Source organism: Pseudomonas sp. DNDY-54 (assembly GCF_019880365.1).
Taxonomy (GTDB): Bacteria; Pseudomonadota; Gammaproteobacteria; order Pseudomonadales; family Pseudomonadaceae; genus Stutzerimonas; species Stutzerimonas stutzeri_P.
The window spans coordinates 3,576,909-3,591,951 of record NZ_CP082271.1; the positions used below are offsets into that span (position 1 = coordinate 3,576,909).

The 15,043-nt window shown below is 61.9% G+C and carries 14 protein-coding genes; 7 read left to right on the forward strand and 7 right to left on the reverse strand.

What is annotated here, in order from left to right; genetic code table 11:
• Positions 1–161: 161 nt before the first annotated feature.
• From K4O48_RS16650 to mpl, 3 genes are all read right to left on the reverse strand, one after another.
• Positions 162–446 (reverse strand): YceK/YidQ family lipoprotein, encoded by a 285-nt coding sequence (locus tag K4O48_RS16650; protein ID WP_222912127.1) that lies wholly within the window; start codon positions 444–446, stop codon positions 162–164.
• 71 nt (positions 447–517) lie between these two features.
• Positions 518–1,147, reverse strand: a complete 630-nt coding sequence (gene ubiX, locus K4O48_RS16655; protein WP_222909483.1) for a flavin prenyltransferase UbiX — start codon at positions 1,145–1,147, stop codon at positions 518–520.
• Between the two features lie 145 nt (positions 1,148–1,292).
• On the reverse strand, positions 1,293–2,642 hold the full coding sequence (mpl, locus tag K4O48_RS16660; RefSeq protein ID WP_222909484.1) for a UDP-N-acetylmuramate:L-alanyl-gamma-D-glutamyl-meso-diaminopimelate ligase: 1,350 nt from the start codon (positions 2,640–2,642) through the stop codon (positions 1,293–1,295).
• A gap of 204 nt (positions 2,643–2,846) precedes the next feature.
• On the opposite strand from mpl, the gene K4O48_RS16665 reads away from it, so the two are divergent.
• The 4 genes from K4O48_RS16665 (at position 2,847) to eutC (ending at position 8,623) form a co-directional block, all read left to right on the forward strand.
• Positions 2,847–4,367, forward strand: a complete 1,521-nt coding sequence (locus K4O48_RS16665) for an aldehyde dehydrogenase family protein (RefSeq protein WP_222909485.1) — start codon at positions 2,847–2,849, stop codon at positions 4,365–4,367.
• Between the two features lie 187 nt (positions 4,368–4,554).
• A complete protein-coding gene (gene eat / locus K4O48_RS16670; RefSeq protein ID WP_222909486.1) occupies positions 4,555–6,003 on the forward strand; it encodes an ethanolamine permease in 1,449 nt (482 codons plus the stop codon).
• Positions 6,004–6,181: 178 nt separating this feature from the next.
• Positions 6,182–7,576, forward strand: a complete 1,395-nt coding sequence (locus K4O48_RS16675; protein WP_222912128.1) for an ethanolamine ammonia-lyase subunit EutB — start codon at positions 6,182–6,184, stop codon at positions 7,574–7,576.
• A gap of 234 nt (positions 7,577–7,810) precedes the next feature.
• Positions 7,811–8,623, forward strand: a complete 813-nt coding sequence (gene eutC / locus K4O48_RS16680) for an ethanolamine ammonia-lyase subunit EutC (protein WP_222909487.1) — start codon at positions 7,811–7,813, stop codon at positions 8,621–8,623.
• A gap of 39 nt (positions 8,624–8,662) precedes the next feature.
• On the opposite strand, the gene K4O48_RS16685 is transcribed toward eutC, so the two are convergent.
• Positions 8,663–9,091 carry a RidA family protein gene (locus tag K4O48_RS16685; protein WP_222909488.1) on the reverse strand — a complete coding sequence of 143 codons (429 nt, stop codon included), beginning with the start codon at positions 9,089–9,091 and terminating at the stop codon, positions 8,663–8,665.
• Between the two features lie 140 nt (positions 9,092–9,231).
• On the opposite strand from K4O48_RS16685, the gene K4O48_RS16690 reads away from it, so the two are divergent.
• Entirely contained in the window at positions 9,232–10,044 is an 813-nt protein-coding gene (locus K4O48_RS16690; protein ID WP_222909489.1) for a zinc-dependent peptidase, read from the forward strand.
• 139 nt (positions 10,045–10,183) lie between these two features.
• Positions 10,184–10,711, forward strand: a complete 528-nt coding sequence (ppa, locus tag K4O48_RS16695) for an inorganic diphosphatase (protein WP_222909490.1) — start codon at positions 10,184–10,186, stop codon at positions 10,709–10,711.
• A 112-nt stretch (positions 10,712–10,823) separates the two neighbouring features.
• Here ppa and K4O48_RS16700 read toward each other — a convergent pair whose 3' ends face one another.
• The 3 genes from K4O48_RS16700 to K4O48_RS16710 form a co-directional block, all read right to left on the reverse strand.
• On the reverse strand, positions 10,824–11,711 hold the full coding sequence (locus K4O48_RS16700) for a manganese catalase family protein (RefSeq protein WP_222909491.1): 888 nt from the start codon (positions 11,709–11,711) through the stop codon (positions 10,824–10,826).
• 171 nt (positions 11,712–11,882) lie between these two features.
• The gene (gene cydB / locus K4O48_RS16705) at positions 11,883–12,890 is read right to left on the reverse strand and encodes a cytochrome d ubiquinol oxidase subunit II (protein WP_260523647.1); all 1,008 of its coding nucleotides are present in this window, start codon (positions 12,888–12,890) and stop codon (positions 11,883–11,885) included.
• Positions 12,891–12,920: 30 nt separating this feature from the next.
• Positions 12,921–14,297 (reverse strand): cytochrome ubiquinol oxidase subunit I, encoded by a 1,377-nt coding sequence (locus tag K4O48_RS16710; protein WP_222909492.1) that lies wholly within the window; start codon positions 14,295–14,297, stop codon positions 12,921–12,923.
• A 195-nt stretch (positions 14,298–14,492) separates the two neighbouring features.
• Between K4O48_RS16710 and K4O48_RS16715 the strand changes: the two genes are divergently transcribed.
• Positions 14,493–15,017 carry an ATP-dependent zinc protease gene (locus K4O48_RS16715; protein ID WP_222909493.1) on the forward strand — a complete coding sequence of 175 codons (525 nt, stop codon included), beginning with the start codon at positions 14,493–14,495 and terminating at the stop codon, positions 15,015–15,017.
• Positions 15,018–15,043 lie beyond the last annotated feature (26 nt).

Here is a 15,043-nt window from a genome sequence, read left to right on the forward strand (position 1 = left end):
ATTTTTTTGTGATGGGCCAAGGCGGCCCTGCGTGGCGCCACTTTAAGAACCGCTACGGGTCTTGCCTAATGACAGCATCTGATCTGGCGATAACCGTTTCTTATCGGAGAGACGAAAGCGGCTGAACCAGGACGGCATAAAGGCTGGAGCGGGTTAAACCGTTAAAGGCCACCCTGCACGTTCAACCTCAGCCCGAGTGCGGTTGCGAGTGAGAGCGGCAGCAGGAGCGTGTCGAGCAGAACACTGGCCGGAAGGTCGAGCGCCGCATGCTTCGGTGCCTCGGCACCAAATCGATCACGCGGGCAGCAACCGCCGTTGAGGCTGTACCAGTCCAGCCGGGTACCTGAATAAACGATCGGCGCGCCGGGCTTGGCAGCGTCAAGGGTGCGCACGGTGGCACAACCGGAGAGCAGCAGGAGAAGGCCCAGCGTCGAGCCGAATCGCATAGCGGGTCGCTTCATCAGGGCCTCCTTTGGTCTCGTAGAACGCAGGCAGGATCAGGTGCGCTCGCCTGGGCTCAGTCGTCACTGACGATGTGGTGCTCGCCCCAGCGCGGCAGCATGTCCTGCGGGATGTTGAGCAGGTTGAGAATCCGCGCCACGACGAAATCGACCAGATCGTCGATGGTCTGCGGTTGGTGATAGAAACCCGGCGAGGCCGGCAGGATGGTGGCGCCGAGGTTGGACAGCTTGAGCATGTTCTCCAGATGGATACTGGAGTACGGCGCTTCACGCGGCACCAGGATCAGCTGGCGGCGCTCTTTGAGGGCAACGTCGGCGGCGCGCTCGATCAGGTTGTTGCAGGCGCCGGTGGCGATCGCCGACAAGGTGCCGGTCGAACAGGGCACCACCACCATCGCCGTTGGCGCGCCAGAGCCGGATGCCGGCGGCGCCATCCAGTCTTCCTTGCCGAACACGCGGATCTGCCCGACCGCGGCGCCGGTGTATTCGGAGAGAAATGCCTGCATGGCCTGTGGTTTGGCCGGCAGCACCACGTCGGTCTCGGTGGCCATCACCAGTTGCGCCGCCTTGGAAATCAGGAAGTGCACCTCGCGGTCTTCCTGGATCAGGCAGTCGAGCAGGCGCAGGCCGTACTGCGCGCCGGACGCGCCAGTCATGGCCAGGGTGATGCGTTCGGGGCCGCTCATTCGTAGTTCTCTCCGCGCAATTGCGTCGTGCTTCCTTTTGCGGGCTGAAGCCCACCCTACAAAATCGCCGCCCGCATGGAGCCGCAACTTCAATCGAACCTATCGCATCAGCACCGTAGGGTGGGCTTCAGCCCACCAAGCGGCTTTACGCAAGCGCTTCAGCCAGCTTGACGTGCAGCCCACCAAAACCGCCATTGCTCATCACCACCACCTGCGTACCCGGTTTGGCGTCGGCTTTCACCTTGGCGATGATCGCGTCCAGCGAATCACAGACAGTCGTCTCTACCGGCGAGCCGGCGACTGTCGCGGCCAGGTCCCAGCCGAGGTTGGCCGGTGCGTACCAGATCGCCTGATCAGCCAGCGCCACCGACTCGGCCAGTCCTTCACGATGGGCACCGAGCTTCATGGAGTTGGAGCGCGGTTCGACAACCGCAATGATCGGTGTGTCACCAACGCGCTTGCGCAAGCCGTCAAGGGTGGTGGCGATGGCCGTTGGGTGATGAGCGAAGTCGTCGTAGATAGTTAGGCCGTTGACCTCGGCGACCTTTTCCATGCGCCGCTTGACGCTCAGGAATTCGCTCAGCGCCTCGGCGCCCTGCTTCGGCAGCACGCCGACATGACGCGCGGCGGCAAGCGTGGCCAGGGCATTGTTGACGTTGTGCAGGCCGGTCAGCTCCCAATCCACCACGCCCTGAACGGCGCCCTCGAAGATCACCTCGAAACGCGAGCCGTCGGCGCTGAGTAGGTTGGCTTGCCATTGCCCGCCGTCGCCGGTGGTCTGCACGGGCGTCCAGCAGCCCATGCCGATCACGCGTTTGAGCGCCGTTTCAGACTCGGGATGGATCACCAGCCCTTCGCTGGGCACGGTACGCACCAGATGATGGAACTGCCGCTCGATCGCCGCGAGATCCGGGAAGATGTCCGCGTGGTCGAATTCCAGGTTGTTGAGGATCGCCGTGCGCGGGCGGTAATGGACGAACTTGCTGCGCTTGTCGAAGAAGGCGCTGTCGTATTCGTCGGCCTCAACCACGAAGAACGGCGTGCCGCCCAAGCGCGCCGAAATGCCGAAGTTCTGCGGCACGCCACCGATAAGAAAGCCCGGGCTCATCCCTGCATGTTCGAGCACCCAGGCCAGCATGCTGCTGGTGGTGGTCTTGCCATGAGTGCCAGCAGCGGCCAGCACCCAGCGGCCCTGCAGCACGTGATCGGCTAGCCACTGCGGGCCGGACACATAGGGCAGCCCCTTGTTCAGCACGTACTCGACGGCCGGATTGCCGCGGGCTAGCGCGTTGCCGACCACCACCAGATCAGGCGCGGGCTCCAGCTGGCTTGGCTCATAGCCTTGGGTCAGTTCGATGCCCTGGGCTTCGAGCTGGGTGCTCATCGGCGGGTAGACGTTAGCGTCAGAGCCGGTGACGCGATGGCCAAGTTCCTTGGCCAGCACCGCCAGCGAACCCATGAAGGTGCCGCAGATGCCGAGAATATGGATATGCATGAATGACCTCTGAAAAGCGCCGCGTCGGGCAATGGGATCAGGCGGCACAGCCGCGCGTGTCGGCGCCGAAAACTGCGGCGCAGATTAGCACAGCACCCGTCCGCGAGCCCCCGACACCGCACGTCGCCTGCCCTGCCGACGAACGGGCTTTGTTCTACGCTGAACTCAGCAGTCCCACACAATTACAAGTCCCGGAGACTCATCATGCGTTACGCCCATCCCGGCAGCGAAGGCGCTGTCGTTTCCTTCAAGTCCCGTTACGGCAACTTCATCAACGGCGAGTTCGTCGAGCCGGTCAACGGCCAGTACTTCACCAACCTGTCCCCGGTAAACGGCCAGCCCATCGCCGAGTTTCCCCGCTCAGACGCCGCCGACATCGACAAGGCGCTGGACGCCGCCCACGCCGCAGCCGACGCCTGGGGCAAGACTAGCGTGCAAGCGCGTTCGCTGGTCCTGCTGCAGATTGCCGATCGTATCGAGCAGAACCTAGAAATGCTCGCCATCACCGAAACCTGGGACAACGGCAAGGCGGTGCGCGAAACCCTGAACGCCGACATCCCGCTGGCCGCCGATCACTTCCGCTACTTCGCCGGCTGCATTCGCGCCCAGGAAGGCACCGCCGCCGAGATCGACGAGCACACCGCCGCTTACCATTTCCACGAACCGCTGGGCGTGGTCGGGCAGATCATTCCCTGGAACTTCCCCATTCTCATGGCCGCCTGGAAGCTCGCCCCTGCGCTGGCCGCGGGCAACTGCGTCGTGCTCAAGCCCGCCGAGCAAACCCCGTTGGGCATCGCCGTGCTGATGGAGGTGATCGGCGACCTGCTGCCCCCGGGCGTGCTCAATATCGTGCAGGGTTATGGCCGGGAAGCCGGCGAGGCCCTGGCCAGCAGCAAGCGCATCGCCAAGATCGCCTTCACCGGTTCCACCCCGGTGGGCTCGCACATCATGAAGCGCGCCGCCGAGAGCATCATCCCGAGCACCGTCGAGCTGGGCGGCAAGAGCCCGAATATTTACTTCGAAGACATCATGCAGGCCGAGCCGACCTTCATCGAGAAAGCCGCCGAAGGGCTGGTGCTGGGCTTCTTCAACCAGGGTGAGGTGTGCACCTGTCCGTCGCGGGCGCTGGTGCAGGAGTCGATCTACGGGCCGTTTATGGAAGCGGTGATGAAGAAGGTCTCGCAGATCAAGCGCGGCGACCCGCTGGACACCGACACCATGGTCGGCGCCCAGGCCAGCCAGCAGCAGTTCGACAAGATCATGTCCTACCTGGAAATCGCCAAGCAGGAAGGTGCCGAGGTTCTCACCGGCGGCGCGGCGGAGAAGCTGGAAGGCTCGCTCGCCACCGGCTATTACATCCAGCCGACGCTGCTCAGGGGCACGAACAAGATGCGCGTATTCCAGGAGGAAATCTTTGGCCCGGTGATCGGCGTAACCACCTTCAAGGATGAAGCCGAAGCACTGGCCATCGCCAACGACACCGAGTACGGACTGGGTGCCGGCGTCTGGACCCGCGACATCAACCGCGCTTATCGCATGGGCCGGGCGATCAAGGCCGGACGCGTCTGGACCAACTGCTACCACCTCTACCCCGCCCATGCGGCCTTTGGTGGCTACAAGAAGTCCGGTGTCGGTCGCGAAACCCACAAAATGATCCTCGACAGCTATCAGCAGACCAAGAACCTGTTGATCAGCTACGACATCAATCCACTGGGGTTCTTCTAGCCCATAATTTTCTGGCCCATAACTTCTGGCCCATAAAGAGTGCCCGCCCGCGCCGCAAGGCGTCGGGTTGGTGCACGCGTGGCTGCTTTTTTCACTCAAGAGGTCCCCAAATGCCGTAGAAACCGCAAAGGCACAGCGCTTGCTTTAACGATCCTGCCGTACCCGAACCCATCAAAGGATGATTCCCATGGCTCTCGAACACAGCAGTGCGACACCCTCCACCCACGCCATCGATTTCGAGGCAGTTGGCAGTACCTATTTCCAGGAACGCGAACTGAAGAAAGGCGCCGCCGGTTGGGTGCTGCTGGTGGGCCTCGGCGTGGCTTATGTCATTTCCGGCGACTACGCCGGCTGGAACTTCGGCTTGGCACAGGGTGGTTGGGGCGGGCTGTTCATTGCCACCCTGCTGATGGCGACCATGTACCTGTGCATGTGCTTTTCACTCGCCGAACTCTCTTCGATGATTCCCACAGCAGGCGGCGGTTATGGCTTCGCCCGCAGCGCCTTCGGCCCATTGGGTGGTTTTCTCACCGGCACGGCGATCCTCATCGAATATGCCATTGCGCCGGCGGCCATCGCCGTGTTTATCGGCGCTTACTGCGAATCGCTGTTCGGCATCGGCGGCTGGGCCATCTACCTGGCCTTCTACATCATCTTTATCGGTATCCACATATTTGGAGTCGGCGAGGCGTTGAAGCTGATGTTCATCATCACCGCGATTGCCGCGCTGGCCTTGGGTGTCTTCATCGTCGCGATGGTGCCGCACTTCTCGGTGGACAAGCTGCTGGATATCGCGCCGACCACTGCCGCTGGCGCCAGCAACTTCCTGCCTTACGGATACGTAGGCATCTGGGCGGCGATCCCCTATGCGATCTGGTTCTTCCTTGCGGTCGAAGGCGTACCGCTGGCCGCCGAGGAAACCAAGAACCCACAGCGCGACATGCCACGCGGGCTGATCGGCGCCATGTTGGTCCTGCTGGCCTTCGCCGGGCTGATCCTGCTGGTCGGCCCCGGTGGTGCGGGTTCCAGCACACTGGTCGAGTCCGGCAACCCGCTGGTCGAAGCGCTTACCACCGCCTATGGCTCGTCCACCTGGATGAGCGGCTTCGTCAATCTGGTCGGGTTGGCCGGGCTGATCGCCAGCTTCTTCTCGATCATCTACGCCTACTCGCGGCAGATTTTCGCGCTGTCGCGGGCCGGCTACCTGCCGCGCAAACTGTCGCTGACCAACAAAAACAAGGCGCCGGTCATGGCGCTGGTTATTCCGGGCATCATCGGCTTCCTGCTCTCGCTGACCGGCCAGGGCGATTTGCTGATCCTCGTGGCGGTGTTCGGCGCAACCATCTCCTACGTGCTGATGATGGCCTCGCACATCGTGCTGCGCGTGCGCCGTCCCGACCTGCATCGCCCATACAAGACACCCGGCGGCGTGCTGACCTCCGGCGTTGCGCTGGTTCTGGCGTGCATCGCAGTGGTCGCGGGCTTCCTCGTCGACCCGCGCGTGGTGATCGCTGCAGCCGTGATCTACGGCGTCTTCATTGCCTACTTCGCGATCTACAGCCGGCACCACCTGGTGGCCGGCACGCCGGAAGAGGAATTCGCCGCAATCGAGAATGCCGAGGCGACGTTGAAGTAGTTTAGTAGGGTGGGCTTTAGCCCACCGAACCGTGCACATCATGGGCGAACTGAAGCGGACCGGGTTCGCGTATGAGCTTATGTTGGAAATGAGCATGTCGACTGGGCTCGCAAATGAGGCTGCTTTCGACGCAGCAACGCCAACGCAGGTGATGTTCACCTGCCAATGGGAGACGAGCATGACGGGATACTCGCACAGCGTAGGCGGCACCAATTGGCGCTTCGATAGCCTGCGCGAGGTGATGGCCAAGGCCAGTCCGGCACGCTCCGGCGACTTTCTTGCCGAGGTTGCGGCGGGCAGCGATGCCGAGCGGGTCGCCGCGCAGATGTGCCTGGCGCAGATTCCGCTCAAGCGCTTTCTCGAAGACGTATTGATCCCGTACGAAACCGATGAAGTCACACGGCTGATCATCGACAGCCACGACGCCGAAGCCTTCGCCCCGGTCAGCCATCTGACCGTCGGCGATTTTCGCAATTGGCTGCTCGGCGATGCCGCAGACGAAGCTGCGCTCAAAGCATTGGCACCGGGCCTGACCCCTGAAATGGTCGCCGCGGTGTCGAAGATCATGCGCGTGCAGGACCTGATTCTGGTGGCGCAGAAAGTCCGCGTGGTCAGCCGATTCCGCAACACCATCGGCCTGCGCGGGCGCATGTCCACCCGCTTGCAACCCAACCACCCGACCGACGAGGCCGCCGGCATCGCCGCGAGCATCGTCGACGGCCTGCTCTACGGTAACGGCGACGCGGTGATCGGCATCAACCCGGCCACCGACAGCACCAGCGGCATCTGCGAGCTGCTGAAGATGCTCGACGCCATCATCCAGCGTTACGACATACCGACCCAGGGCTGCATCCTCACCCACGTAACCACCTCCATCGAGGCGATCAATCGCGGCGCACCGCTGGACCTGGTGTTTCAGTCCATCGCCGGGAGCGAGGCGGCCAATAGCAGTTTCGGCATCAACCTCGCCGTGCTGCAGGAAGGCTACGAGGCCGGTCTGTCACAGAAGCGCGGCACGGTCGGGGACAATCTGATGTACTTCGAAACCGGCCAGGGCTCAGCCTTGTCGGCCAATGCGCACCATGGCGTCGACCAGCAGACCTGCGAGGCCCGCGCCTACGCCGTTGCACGCAAATTCAAACCGTTGCTGGTGAACACCGTGGTCGGTTTCATCGGCCCCGAATACCTCTACAACGGCAAACAGATCATCCGCGCCGGTCTGGAAGATCACTTCTGCGCCAAGCTGCTCGGCGTGCCCATGGGCTGCGATATCTGCTACACCAACCATGCCGAAGCCGATCAGGACGACATGGATGTACTGCTGACCCTGCTTGGCACCGCCGGCATCAACTTCATCATGGGCATTCCGGGCTCGGACGACGTGATGCTCAACTACCAGACCACCTCCTTCCACGACGCCCTTTATCTGCGTCAGAGCCTGGGGCTCCGGCCGGCACCGGAGTTCGAGGAGTGGCTAGCCAAAATGGACATCCTGCGCCAGGACGGCGGACGGCTGCAGATGGGACGCGAGCTTCCACCGGCTTTCCGCCAGGCGCTGGAGCGGATGGCATGAGCTGCACTGACATCACCTGCCCTGCAGGAGCGAGAGCGACGCCCGGTTTTCGATCGCGAATCGCATGGCCGTTCTGACCCGCTTCGCCAGCAAGCTGGCTCCTACGATATGCAGGCCGTGCGGAAAGTTACGCCCTGTAGGAGCCAGCTTGCTGGCGAATCAGAACCGCACAGAGGCTCCTGAGCTCGAGCCAGTGCCTGCGCAGTACGGCAGATACATCACCGGAGCAAATGAATGACCAGACATCCTCCAACCCCCATCATCCCAAACCCCTGGGCCCATCTACGCCAGCTCACACCGGCGCGCATCGCCCTAGGCCGCGCGGGCACCAGCCTGCCGACCGACGCCCAGCTCGATTTCCAGTTCGCCCATGCGCAGGCACGGGACGCCGTGCACTTGTCACTCGACACCGACGAGCTGGCCCATCAGCTTCAGGAAAAGGGATTCAGCACCCTGCAGCTGCGCTCCGCAGCAGCCGACCGCTACATTTACCTCCAACGCCCTGATCTGGGGCGACGGCTGGACGAGGCCTCTGCCGAGCAGCTCATTGAACACGCTACCGAACAAATCGAAGGCTACGACTTGGCGATCGTGATTGCCGATGGGCTTTCCGCGCTGGCGGTGCAACGTCACGCCCTGCCCTTGCTCCAGCGCATCGAGGAACAGATCGAGAAGGATGGCTGGAGCCTCGCGCCGATTTGTCTGGTGCAGCAGGGCCGCGTCGCGCTGGGCGACGAGGTGGGCGAAAGGCTCAAGGCAAAGATGGTGGTGATGCTCGTTGGCGAACGCCCGGGTTTGAGCTCGCCGGACAGCCTGGGCCTGTACTTCACCTACGCCCCGAAAGTCGGCCGCACCGATGCCGACCGCAACTGCATCTCCAACATCCGCCTGGAAGGCCTGAGCTACAACCTCGCCGCCCACCGCCTGATTCACCTGATGCGCGAGGCCTGCCGTCGCCAGCTTTCGGGGGTCAAGCTCAAGGACGAGGCAGAAATGCTCAGCCTCGACGACGACAAGCCGAAGACCGGCAATTTCCTGCTGGGTTGAGCCACAGCACATTCGAGGCGCTGCACGCCGCGCGACTGCTCAGGCTTCCGGCAACACCAGCACCGCGTCGATTTCGAAGAGCATGCCATCCAGTGCCAGCCGTGGCACTGGAATCAAGGTGCAGGCTGGCTTCATCTGCGCGCCGAACGCCCGCTCCAATTCCTCTCCGAGCACGCCTAGCCGCTGCTCGCTGTGATCGACGATCAACACCGTCAGCTTGGCGATCTGCGATGGCTCACCACCGGCCGCTTCGATGGCGATCAGTAGGTTGGCCATGGCCTGACGAACCTGGTCACGGAAGTCATCCGATAGCCGGCCGTCCTCCGTCTCCCCGCCCTGCCCGGCAATGAACGCCAACCGCGTGCCAGCTGGCACGACTGCGATATGGGAGTAACCATTCGGCGCTGGATCGTACAGACCCGGCGGGTTGATCAGCGTTGGTCTGGGCGAGGTCTTCGGGTCGTTCATGATGCCTCCAAGGTCAGGTTCAGACGCGAGCACCGCCCGCTCGACTCACCATAGCGGAGCGCAAAGCAGGTTACGACTCCGTAGCTTGCCGACGATCCGCGCCCCGCTTAAGGTGGTCGCCTCCAGCTGGAAGTTATCCCATGTGGTCTTTTCGCGACTGGCGCCGCAAGCGCATCCTCGCCCGTCTCGCCATCGGACCCGCCCTCTGGCAACGCGTTCTGGACAGCCTGCCGATCCTCGGCGGTTTGACCCAAGCGGAAACCGAGCGGCTTCGTGAGCGCAGCCTTTTATTTCTGCATGCCAAGCGACTTACCGCCCTGCCCGGCGTCGAGCTGCAACTGACGGATCGTCTACGTCTGGCTGCACAGGCGCAGCTGCCGTTGCTGCATCTGGCCGATCTGGACTGGTATCAGGGCTTCCATGAGATCGTGATCTACCCCGACGATTTTCACAGCCCGCAGAAGCACCGCGACTCGGCTGGCGTGGTGCACGAATGGGACGGCGAGCACAGCGGCGAAGCCTGGCTGCAGGGACCGGTGATCCTGGCCTGGCCGGGCGTACGGGAAAGCGGCAGCTGGGAAGGCTACAACCTGGTGATCCACGAACTCGCGCACAAGCTGGACATGCTCAACGGCGATGCCAATGGGTTACCACCGCTGCATTCGAGCATGCGCCTCGAAGACTGGGCGACGGCGATGCAGAGCGCCTATGACGCGCTCAACGCCACGCTGGACGCGGACCCCGAAGCCCACACCGAGATCGATCCCTACGCCGCGGAAAACCCGGCCGAATTCTTCGCCGTCACCAGTGAATACTTTTTCAGCGCGCCCGATCTTCTGCATCGGAGCTACCCAAAGGTTTACAAGCAGCTCCAGGCGTTCTACCGCCAGGACCCGTTCACACGCCTCCAAGGCTTGCAAAAAAGCCATCCCGACTACGCGGAACCTCACTGATTTCGGGTCGTCGAATGCGCGCATTGCCAGCCTAATCATGTTCGCCTCGGCTGGCATGGCAAAACGCCCGACACTGCGCCTATAATCGCGCCCACTTTTTTCGCCCCAGGCCACCTCGGCCGACCACGGAGCAATGTTCATGAGCTACAGCAAAGTCCCGGCCGGCAAAGACCTGCCAAACGACATCTACGTCGCCATCGAAATCCCGGCCAATCACGCGCCGATCAAATACGAAATCGATCACGACACCGATTGCCTGTTCGTCGACCGCTTCATGGCCACGCCAATGTTCTACCCGGCGAACTACGGCTTCATCCCGCACACTCTGGCCGATGATGGCGACCCGCTCGACGTGCTGGTTGTCACCCCTTATCCGGTAGCCCCGGGCTCCGTCATCCGCGCCCGTCCGGTTGGTGTGCTGCACATGACCGACGAAGCCGGCGGCGACGCCAAGCTGATCGCCGTTCCGCACGACAAGCTGAGCCAGCTGTACGTCGACATCAAGGAATACACCGACCTGCCCCCGCTGCTGCTAGAGCAGATCAAGCACTTCTTCGAGAACTACAAGGATCTGGAGAAAGGCAAGTGGGTCAAGGTTGAAGGCTGGGGCGACGCCGAAGCCGCCCGCGCAGAGATCACCAAGGCTGTGGCGGCTTATCAAAAATAAGCCAATACCGCTAAAGGAAAGCCGGCCACAAGCCGGCTTTTTTATGCCTTCCGAAGACGCAACTGGCGCCGCGCCGATCCGAACCGGGATCACCAGGCGCGGCGCCAGTTGGTCAGGCTTTACCTTTCTTGACGGCCGCACCCGAGCCGAGATCGGCCCCGGTCAGCGGGTCGACCGAGACGTCGGACTGGGTCCGAACCGCCATTTGCTGCACCACTTTCTGCTGAGCTTTGCTCAGGTCAACGGATGCCTTGCCATCCCCGCCGTCTACTGCCGGCTGAGGCGTTTCGACAAACTCCCACTCCGGCCCCTGGTTCCACGGGCCGCGCAGATCGCCGTCGCCCTGCGACAGGTTGTAGTAGACGTTGGTGAACTCCGGAACGCCCGGCAGTTTGCCCTGTGGAAAGTTGGGTTGCATCGCGTGCAGCGCTTTTTCGAACGACTTCTGGTGGGCGATTTCACGCGTCATGAGGAATTTGAGCGCGTCCTTGATGCCGGGGTCATCGGTCACGTTGATCAAGCGCTCGTACACGATCTTGGCCCGAGCCTCTGCCGCGATATTGGAGCGCAGATCGGCAGTCGGTTCGCCGATCGAGTCAACGTATGCCGCTGTCCATGGAACGCCAGCGGAGTTGATCAAGGCCGGACCGCCGCCGTACAACAGCGAAGTGGTGTGCGAATCGTTGCCGCCGCCAGTCAAGGAGCGATACAGATCCGCTTCCTTTTCCACCCCTTCGGCTAATTCGCCTTTGGCACCTTTGTTGAGCATGCCGATGATGGAGCCAATGATTTCAAGGTGGCTCAGCTCTTCAGTGGAGATATCCATGAGCATGTCTTTACGACCTGGGTCATCTTCCGCCAAGCCCTGAACGAAATAGCGCATGGCTGCTGCGAGTTCACCCTGCGGCCCGCCAAACTGTTCAAGCATCAGGTTAGCCAGACCGGGATTCGGGGCTGCTACACGCACGGTATATTGCAGTCGCTTGTTATGAACGAACATAGGTTTACCTCGTAATAGTGGGGTTCCCTATTAGTTGCCTTCCTAGAAAAACGAGCCGCTCGGTGACAGACGAAATGCGCGGCCTTAAGGGTTGAGTACAAATCTGCGTGATCGTCATATAACTTTTGCCTATCGCTCGGATTGAGACGGGTTATGGGACGAAACGCTTGTTCAGCGGTCCTGCCCGCGGGGCGTTACTTTTCCTCGAAAAACCCAATACCCATAGGTGCTGTAGGCAAGCGTGAAGGGAATCAGTACCGCGAAACCAAGCAGGATGAACGATTGGCTCGAGGGCGAAGAAGAAGCCTGGGCGAAGGTCAACGACGGTGGGATAACCATGGGATAGACCGCCACCAGAATCCCTGCAAAGGCGACGATGAACCATCCGAGCACGGCAAACAGCGGAAGAAAGTCATGCCGCGCGGTCAGCGCCTTGTGAAACCCCACCACAAGCAGCGCAAGCAGAACCAGCAGCGAACCGCCAACCGGAAGATGAAACAGACGCTCGCCATAGCTGGCGTTCAGCTGGACGGTCCAGAGCACCGCTACGGCGAGCAAGACCAATGTCAGCGCTGCCAATCCGCGGGCCTGCCGGCGAGCGGTTCGCTGTATATCGCCCTGAGTCCGCCAGATCAGCCAACACGCCCCCATCAGCGCATAGCCGACCACCAGACTGGCGCCACAGAACAGTGAAAAACCACTCAACCAGCCCCAACCGTTGCCGCTGTACTGCTGCCCGTCGTGCGAAATGCCTTGAAGGAGCGCGCCCAGCACGACGCCCTGGCAAAACGCGGCGAGGACCGAGCCGCCCAGTAAAACGAGATCGAACAGCCGCCGGTGCTCACGCGTAGCGGCACCGTCGCGATATTCCAGGGCGACGGCACGAAAGATCAGCCCGAACAGCATGAGAAAGATCGGCACGTAGGTCGCCGTCAGGAAAATGCTGTAGGCCGCTGGAAAGAGCGCGATCAGCCCGCCACCCCCCAGCACCAGCCAGGTCTCGTTGCCATCCCAGATCGGCAAGATGGACATGCCCATGATGTGGCGATCTCCATCCCTGTGATTCGCGGCGAACAGGATGCCGACACCCAGATCCGTACCGTCGAGGATGACGTAGGTGAGGATCGAGAACGCCAGCGCGGCAGCGCCAAGCAGATGCAGCAGTTCGTCGGGTATCACGGTCGACCCTCCTGTGCTCTTGATGCGCCGCTATCGGTCGCCGGTCTGGCTCGCGAGGCCGGGTTCAGGTTCGCGCTCGCCCTGCTTCGGCGGCCTGGCCAGCGCACGCAGCAGATAGAACAGTCCCAGGCCGAACACCAACAGGTAGATCGCGAGAATGGCCAGCGTCGAGCTGGTCACGAATTCGAGCGACACCGGTGAATTGCTGTCCACGGTGCGCAGCAGGTTGTAAACCGTGAACGGCTGCCGTCCCACCTCGGTCACGACCCATCCGCTGAGCATGGCAATGAACCCGGCTGGCGCGAGGCACACGGTGGCCCGCTGCAACCAGCGGGTCTGATACAGCCGCTTGCGCTTGCGCATGACCAGGCTGGCGATACCCAGTGCGGCCATCGCGATGCCGAGCCCAACCATGATGCGAAAGGCAAAAAACACCACCGGTACGGGCGGGATGTCCCTCGCGGGAAATTCCTTCAGGCTCTTGATCGTCCCGGTCCAGCTGTGACGCAGGTACAGCGATCCGACATGGGGAATGGCGACCTCGAAATGATTACGCTGCGCCTGCATATCGGGGACCGCGAACAGCCGCAACGGCTCGCCCTGCCCCGGAGCCGGCCGATCCCATGCACCTTCCATCGCCGCGACCTTCTGCGGCTGGTGTTCGAGCGTGTTGAGACCGTGCAGATCCCCCGCCACGATTTGTAGCGGAGCAACCACTGCCACGACCCAGAGCCCCATGGAAAACATCGAACGCGCGCCCGGATTACCGTTATCGCGCAACAAATGCCAGGCACCGGTTGCGGCCACCACCATCGCGGTGCAGAGAAACGCGGCAAATGTCATGTGGACGAAACGATAGGGGAACGAAGGACTGAAGATGATCGCCAGCCAGTCTTCAGGCATGAAACGTCCATCGCTGGCGATGCTGAAGCCTGCCGGCGTGTGCATCCAGGAGTTGGCTGACAGTATCCAGAAGGCGCTGAACAACGATCCCAGCGCAACCATAACGGTGGCGGCAAAATGCAGACGGGGGCCGACTTTGTTCAGGCCGAACAGCATGATGCCGAGAAAGCCCGCCTCGAGAAAAAACGCTACCAGCACTTCGTAGAACATCAGCGGCCCGATCACCGAGCCGGCTTTCGTCGCGAGCCGGCCCCAGTTGGTGCCGAACTCGAACTCCATCACCAATCCAGACGCCACCCCGACCGCAACCGTCAGGGCGAAGATGCGCAGCCAGAATTTGTAGCTGTCCAGGTAGAGCTGTTGCTTGCGACGCAACCACAGCGCCTCGAGCACCATCAGAAAGTTGGCCAGCCCGATCGAAAACGCCGCGAGGACGATATGAAAGCCGATCGTGATGCCGAACTGCAGCCGCGCCACGAAGACGGCTGGATCGCTGATTTCCACGGGGTCTCCTGTCTGTCCGTGAAACGGGACGCTACGGCACACACGCAGCACCGACCTATCAGCTTGGGACTTTTCAGCAGAGCTGATTGTTCAGCGCCGATTCGCTTTTTGGCGAAACCCTGGAGCGAGACAGCGCTGAACGTATCCGTATGGAGCGAATCTACCCTTCCACTTCCACCTCGCTCTGGTGCCCCTATGCTGCGACTGACCCAACGCTTCGACCGCTCGATTTCTGCCCTCGCGTTACTCGCCTTGTTCTCTGCACCGGCATCCGCTGCGGCCGACTCCAAACCAACGTTTGGCTGGGTCGAAGAAGGGCTGATCTTTCCGGAAAAAATAGCCGTGAAGTTCAAGCTCGACACTGGCGCACTGACCTCCTCGATGCACGCCGAGAACATCGACCGCTTCGAAAAAAACGGCGATGACTGGGTGCGATTCACGCTCGAACTGGAAGACATCGACACCGAGAAGAAGATCGAGAAGCGCCTGGAGCGTGAAGTGGTGCGTGACATCAAGGTGCGTGGTGCGGGCGGCGCTGAGAAGCGGCCAGTGGTGATGATGAAGGTGTGTTTGGGCGACACGATCTACGAAGAGCAGTTCTCACTGAACGATCGGGACAAGATGAACTATCCGGTGCTCGTGGGTCGCCGCACCCTGGAGAACCTCGGGCTGGTGGACTCGTCCAAAACCTTCACTGTCGAGCCGGACTGCTCGGAATAGAGCGACTCAGGACGCCGCGGCTGGGT

Bases quoted from the DNA above. Each gene is read 5' to 3' on its own strand.
- ubiX (WP_222909483.1), bottom strand. From the start codon at position 1,147: ATGAGCGGCCCCGAACGCATCACCCTGGCCATGACTGGCGCGTCCGGC.
- ppa (WP_222909490.1), top strand. From the start codon at position 10,184: ATGAGCTACAGCAAAGTCCCGGCCGGCAAAGACCTGCCAAACGACATC.
- mpl (WP_222909484.1), bottom strand. From the start codon at position 2,642: ATGCATATCCATATTCTCGGCATCTGCGGCACCTTCATGGGTTCGCTG.
- K4O48_RS16700 (WP_222909491.1), bottom strand. From the start codon at position 11,711: ATGTTCGTTCATAACAAGCGACTGCAATATACCGTGCGTGTAGCAGCC.
- K4O48_RS16685 (WP_222909488.1), bottom strand. From the start codon at position 9,091: ATGAACGACCCGAAGACCTCGCCCAGACCAACGCTGATCAACCCGCCG.
- K4O48_RS16665 (WP_222909485.1), top strand. From the start codon at position 2,847: ATGCGTTACGCCCATCCCGGCAGCGAAGGCGCTGTCGTTTCCTTCAAG.
- K4O48_RS16715 (WP_222909493.1), top strand. From the start codon at position 14,493: ATGCTGCGACTGACCCAACGCTTCGACCGCTCGATTTCTGCCCTCGCG.
- K4O48_RS16690 (WP_222909489.1), top strand. From the start codon at position 9,232: ATGTGGTCTTTTCGCGACTGGCGCCGCAAGCGCATCCTCGCCCGTCTC.
- K4O48_RS16675 (WP_222912128.1), top strand. From the start codon at position 6,182: ATGACGGGATACTCGCACAGCGTAGGCGGCACCAATTGGCGCTTCGAT.
- eat (WP_222909486.1), top strand. From the start codon at position 4,555: ATGGCTCTCGAACACAGCAGTGCGACACCCTCCACCCACGCCATCGAT.
- eutC (WP_222909487.1), top strand. From the start codon at position 7,811: ATGACCAGACATCCTCCAACCCCCATCATCCCAAACCCCTGGGCCCAT.
- K4O48_RS16650 (WP_222912127.1), bottom strand. From the start codon at position 446: ATGCGATTCGGCTCGACGCTGGGCCTTCTCCTGCTGCTCTCCGGTTGT.